The sequence below is a fragment of the Bacillota bacterium genome (genome assembly GCA_012837285.1).
GTDB lineage: Bacteria > Bacillota > DTU030 > DUMP01 > DUMP01 > DUNI01.
Map to the genome: position 1 here is coordinate 1 of DURJ01000013.1, position 4,688 is coordinate 4,688.

The 4,688-nt window shown below is 56.2% G+C and carries 6 protein-coding genes and 1 riboswitch; of the genes, 5 read left to right on the top strand and 1 reads right to left on the bottom strand.

Annotated elements, in window-relative coordinates:
- Window positions 1-154 (bottom strand): ROK family protein (locus tag GX016_00780; protein HHT70096.1); only part of this gene is annotated, 154 nt, incomplete at its 3' end.
- Window positions 155-343: 189 nt separating this feature from the next.
- Window positions 344-543, top strand: a riboswitch (cobalamin riboswitch).
- A 122-nt stretch (window positions 544-665) separates the two neighbouring features.
- Between GX016_00780 and GX016_00785 the strand changes: the two genes are divergently transcribed.
- The 5 genes from GX016_00785 to GX016_00805 form a co-directional block, all read left to right on the top strand.
- A complete protein-coding gene (locus GX016_00785) occupies window positions 666-1,619 on the top strand; it encodes a cobalamin-binding protein (GenBank protein ID HHT70097.1) in 954 nt (317 codons plus the stop codon).
- A gap of 151 nt (window positions 1,620-1,770) precedes the next feature.
- Window positions 1,771-2,760 carry an iron chelate uptake ABC transporter family permease subunit gene (locus GX016_00790; protein ID HHT70098.1) on the top strand — a complete coding sequence of 330 codons (990 nt, stop codon included), beginning with the start codon at window positions 1,771-1,773 and terminating at the stop codon, window positions 2,758-2,760.
- Between the two features lie 18 nt (window positions 2,761-2,778).
- Window positions 2,779-3,624 (top strand): ABC transporter ATP-binding protein, encoded by an 846-nt coding sequence (locus tag GX016_00795; GenBank protein ID HHT70099.1) that lies wholly within the window; start codon window positions 2,779-2,781, stop codon window positions 3,622-3,624.
- Window positions 3,621-4,193 carry a bifunctional adenosylcobinamide kinase/adenosylcobinamide-phosphate guanylyltransferase gene (gene cobU, locus GX016_00800; protein HHT70100.1) on the top strand — a complete coding sequence of 191 codons (573 nt, stop codon included), beginning with the start codon at window positions 3,621-3,623 and terminating at the stop codon, window positions 4,191-4,193. The genes GX016_00795 and cobU overlap by 4 nt, the downstream gene beginning before the upstream one ends.
- 12 nt (window positions 4,194-4,205) lie before the next feature.
- Window positions 4,206-4,688: adenosylcobinamide-GDP ribazoletransferase (locus GX016_00805; GenBank protein HHT70101.1), on the top strand; the 483-nt coding region annotated here is incomplete at its 3' end.

The window sequence follows — 4,688 nt, forward strand, 5'->3', positions numbered from 1 at the left end:
CCACCATATCGACTAAAGCCTTCAGGATGCCTTCCGGACCGCTGCTGACAGGAGTGGGCCGGTGGGCGGTGGTCAAAATTTGGCCGCCGGCAGCAGCCAGCCCCGCAGCTATCTTGGTTCCCCCCAGATCAATGCCGACGACGTAACGCGGCACAGTGCCTCCTCCTTTCTGTTGCCCGTGGGCCCAGCAAGCTACCGCTGGGCAGGGAAAGAATGTGTCTTGGTCGCAGCCACTGTAAATAGATTTCCCTGTTTGGCGGCAAGGGGCGCAATAATATGCTCTTCGGCAGCAAAATGTTTTCTCCTCAGCTCGCTGGTTTCTGGTATACTTGAAGGTGTAGAGTAAAAAGATAGCATTACAGACAATTCATAGGGAGCAAACAGAAGTCGGGGAATCAGGTGCAAATCCTGAGCGGTCCCGCCACTGTAACCGGAAAGCCGGTGGCATAGGCCACTGCCCAGGCCGCTGAGGCGTATGGGTGGGAAGGCGCTGCCGGGCCATGATCCGGAGTCAGGAAACCCGTCTGTTTGTAAGCGCAAGTACCTTCGAGGGAAAGGGGTGGCGCTAGGGCAGCAAAAATTTTCTGTCTTAGCCTCAGAGGAAAAAGCCCCGGTCCGTCGCGGCCGGGGTTTTAATTTGAAGATAGAGAAGGAGGACAAGGGAGATGGTATGTGAGCGAAAAGCCGGCAGCAACTTAAGGCTAAACTTCCTGTTAATAACAATATTACTGTTGACAATGTTTGTGGCCGGTTGCGGCAGCGAAAAGAAAAACCCATCTAGGCCGGGTGATGACAGTGCTGCTTTCACTTTTGTCGACGACATAGGTCGGAAAGTGACTGTGATCAAGCCGGAGCGGCTCGTATCTTTGACTCCCAGCTCCACTGAGATACTGTTTGCGTTGGGGTTGGGGGATAAAGTAGTTGGAGTCGACGACTACAGCAATTACCCGGCCGCAGCGCTTAAAATAGATAAGGTGGGCGCTTATGACAAGCCCAGTCTGGAGAAGATTGTGGCCCTTAAACCGGACCTTGTTCTGGCCGACAGTATTCACGAGGAAGCGGTAAAGAGACTGGAAGAGATGGGTATTTCGGTGGCGGTGGTTTTTCCTTCGGACCTAGAAGAGGTGTTAACCGGTATTCGCTGGATTGGGATAGCCACCGGGGCCAGGGATAGAGCAGTGGAATTGGAAGCTGAGCTGACAGAGCGGATACGTTTGGTGGACGAAAAAGTGGCCTCAATACCGGAACAAGAACGTCCATGGGTCTATTATGAAGTTTCTTCGGAACCGATCATGACTGCCGGACCCAAGACCTTAAGCAGCGAGCTGATAGTGAGAGCCGGCGGGCGCAATATTGCCCATGATGCAGCCACCGACTACCCGGAGTTTAGCCCGGAGGCTATTGTCAGCCGCAACCCCGATGTGATTATTTTTCCTGAGATCCACGGTACGGACGCTGTAGAAGTTGAGACCATTAAGGCTCGCCCAGGCTGGGGTACGGTGGAGGCGGTGCAAAATGGACGCCTCTACAGTGTTGATGCCGATATTCTGTCTCGTCCCGGCCCTCGGGTGGTGGAGGCTTTAGAGAAGATGATGCAGCTTTTTCACCCTGGGATCTAGGGTATCGGGGTGTTTGTACGCTAACAATAGGTAGTTGAGGGGAATGGACATGCAGAGTGTTGCCAACCAAGGAGTCTACGATTTAGCCGAAGCCGCTGATAAGCCCATAGCCTCTGTGCTGAAAGGACGGCGCCGCCGCGGCCGGTTGATTATGGCTGTATTGCTGCTGCTCCTGCTGGGAGCTATGACAGCAGGAGTAGTCCTGGGGGCAGTGGAAGTGGCGCTGCCAGAGCTGCTGCAGGCATTAGGGCTCTGGCCGGGGGCAAGCCAGCCGGTGAACGCCGGTACCAGGGCCATAATCATGGAACTGAGGTTACCACGGGTATTGTTGGCTGTTTTGGTCGGGGCAGCCTTGGCCATTGCCGGAGCTGTTTTTCAAGCTTTGTTTCGGAACCCCATGGCCGATCCGTATGTGCTGGGGGTTTCCGCCGGGGCGGCTCTGGGGGCCACGTTAGCTTTTCTGTTTCCCTTAAACTACCTGCCCTTAGGTGTGGGTCTGGTGCCTTTGGCTGCCTTTGCCGGGGCCGTTCTCACGGTGATTTTGGTTAGCCGTCTGGCCCGCTCCGGTGGTTATCTGTCGTTGTATAACCTGCTCCTCTCTGGCATTGCCGTAGGCGCCTTTTTTACGGCGTTGGTGTCGCTTCTGATGTATTTTTCCCGGCGGCATTTGCACCAGGTGGTCTTTTGGCTCATGGGCGGGCTCAGCCAGGCCAATTGGCCCTATGTTCGGTTGGCTCTGCCTTACTTTATGCTGGGATCTGCGGTTGCCCTGATTCAGGCGCGAGCGCTCAATGCTTTGCTCTTAGGAGAAGAGGCGGCGGCCAGCCTGGGGGTGGAAGTGGAACGAACGAAGAAATGGTTGTTGCTGGGAGCATCTTTGCTCACAGCCACAGCCGTGGCCGTGAGCGGCCCCATCGGTTTTGTCGGCCTGATTGTGCCCCATGTGCTGAGGATGCTGGTGGGTCCGGATCATCGGTTGTTGCTGCCGGCCTCGGCGCTGGGAGGGGCTATCTTAGTGGTGGTGGCCGACACCTTGGCCCGAACTGTAATTGCTCCCACGGAACTTCCGGTGGGGCTTATTATGTCTTTGGGCGGAGCGCCGTTTTTTGTCTCGCTACTGCGGCGCCGGCAACGGTTGTGATGAAGAAGGCAGGTGATGATGGTGGAGCAAGTATTGCTTAATGTGGATGGAATCAGCTACCGCTACAATTCCACTCCGGTGCTCAAAGGGGTCAGCTTTCAGTTGGCACCGGGGGAAATGGTGGCGGTGGTGGGTCCCAACGGTTCCGGCAAGTCCACTCTGCTAAAATGCGTCAGTGGGCTGTTACGCCCTGAGCAGGGAGATATTACCCTGGCCGGGAAAAGCATTTCCAGTTACTCGGCCAAGGAACGGGCCAGGCAGGTGGCGGTGGTGCCCCAGGAGACAGTGCTGGCTTTCGATCTTAATGTTACGGAAGCAGTTCTCATGGGACGGGAGCCGCATCTAAAGCCGTTCCAACGAGAGACGGCAGCCGATGTAGCGGCAGCGCAAGCAGCGATGGAACAAACCGGTACCAGGGCTTTAGCCGAGCGCCCGGTATCCACCTTAAGCGGTGGGGAACGACAGCGAGTGCTTATTGCCCGAGCCTTGGCCCAGGAGCCGCAGCTTTTGATCCTGGACGAGCCTACGTCACAGCTGGACATCACCTATCAAGCGGAGATCTTGGGCTTACTGCAGCACTTAAACAGCCAACGGAAGGTGGCTGCTTTGGCCGCCATCCATGATCTTAACTTGGCGGTGCAATATTTTGAGCGGTTTATTCTACTGTCGGACGGCCAGATTTTTGCCCTGGGTACAGCAGCCCAGGTTATTACCGGCGAAAACTTGCAACGGGTCTACCCCACTCAGACGGTGCAAATCATGGTAAACCGTCATCCGCTACATCACCGGCCCTTTGTTACTGTGTTTCCGGGGTCGGACCAGAAGGACACGTTAGTCCGGAGCAAGAGGGAGGCAGCCAAGTGAGGTCTGGGAAACTGCTGCTGGTATCAGGGGGGGCGCGCTCCGGCAAAAGCACCTTTGCCGAGAACCACGCCAAAATCAGTGGCCGGGAAGTGGTGTATGTGGCCACATCCCAGGTACTGGATGAAGAAATGAGAGCCAGGGTTGAGGCGCATCGGCGTTTTCGACCGAGCTCGTGGCCCACAGTGGAGGAGCCCTACGCCTTGGAAAAGGTGTTGTGGCACCATGGGCGCCGGCGCGAGCGCTTGTTGTTGATAGACTGCCTTACTCTGTGGCTGTCCAATATCATGCTGGAAAAACTGGGCTTTGACGGGGAACAACTCACCGGCAGAGAGCCGGATCCGGTGATTGTGACTGATATCATCGCCAGGGCTAAGAATACGGCTGCCTTAGCGGCGAAAGTGCCGGCCGAAGTAGTGGTGGTCACCAACGAAGTCGGTTGGGGTCTGGTACCGGAAAACCCCTTGGCGAGGCTGTATCGCGATCTGGTCGGAAAAGTAAACCAAGCGTTTGCGACCGCGGCCGATGAAGTATACATGCTGGTGGCTGGGCTGCCGCTCAGGCTAAAGTAAGGAGGGACAGCGGTGTTTGGTTGGTGGTGCGATTTTATTCTAGCTCTGTCTCTGCTTACCACTTTGCCGGCCCCTACCCGGCTGTACGATAAGCCAGTTGTAGGGGCGACCCTTTGTGGTCGCCCGGATTCCAAGCGGGACGGGCCGACACAGGGACCGGCCCCTACACCAGCGGCCTCTGCCCTGAACATGACACGCAAAACCCTTCGTGTAGGGGCGACCCTTCGTGGTCGCCTGGATTCGGGCGGTGGGAAAGGCAGGCAAAGAGAACTGCCCCATTCAGCCGCCGGTAGCGTACGTTTTTTTCCCTTAGTAGGCTTTATTATCGGACTTATCTTATGTATAGCCGACCGCGGGCTGTCCCTTTTGTTCGGTTCTATCCTTAAAGCCGCATTGATACTGGCACTAAATGTGGTCCTTACCGGCGGATTGCACTTGGACGGGTTCATCGATACTTGTGACGGGCTTCTTAGCCGTCGGGATCGTGAACAGACC

What these genes read in the sequence shown, in the direction of transcription:
- GX016_00785 (HHT70097.1), top strand. Translation starts at nt 666, where the DNA reads ATGGTATGTGAGCGAAAAGCCGGCAGCAACTTAAGGCTAAACTTCCTG.
- GX016_00790 (HHT70098.1), top strand. Translation starts at nt 1,771, where the DNA reads ATGGCTGTATTGCTGCTGCTCCTGCTGGGAGCTATGACAGCAGGAGTA.
- GX016_00795 (HHT70099.1), top strand. Translation starts at nt 2,779, where the DNA reads ATGGTGGAGCAAGTATTGCTTAATGTGGATGGAATCAGCTACCGCTAC.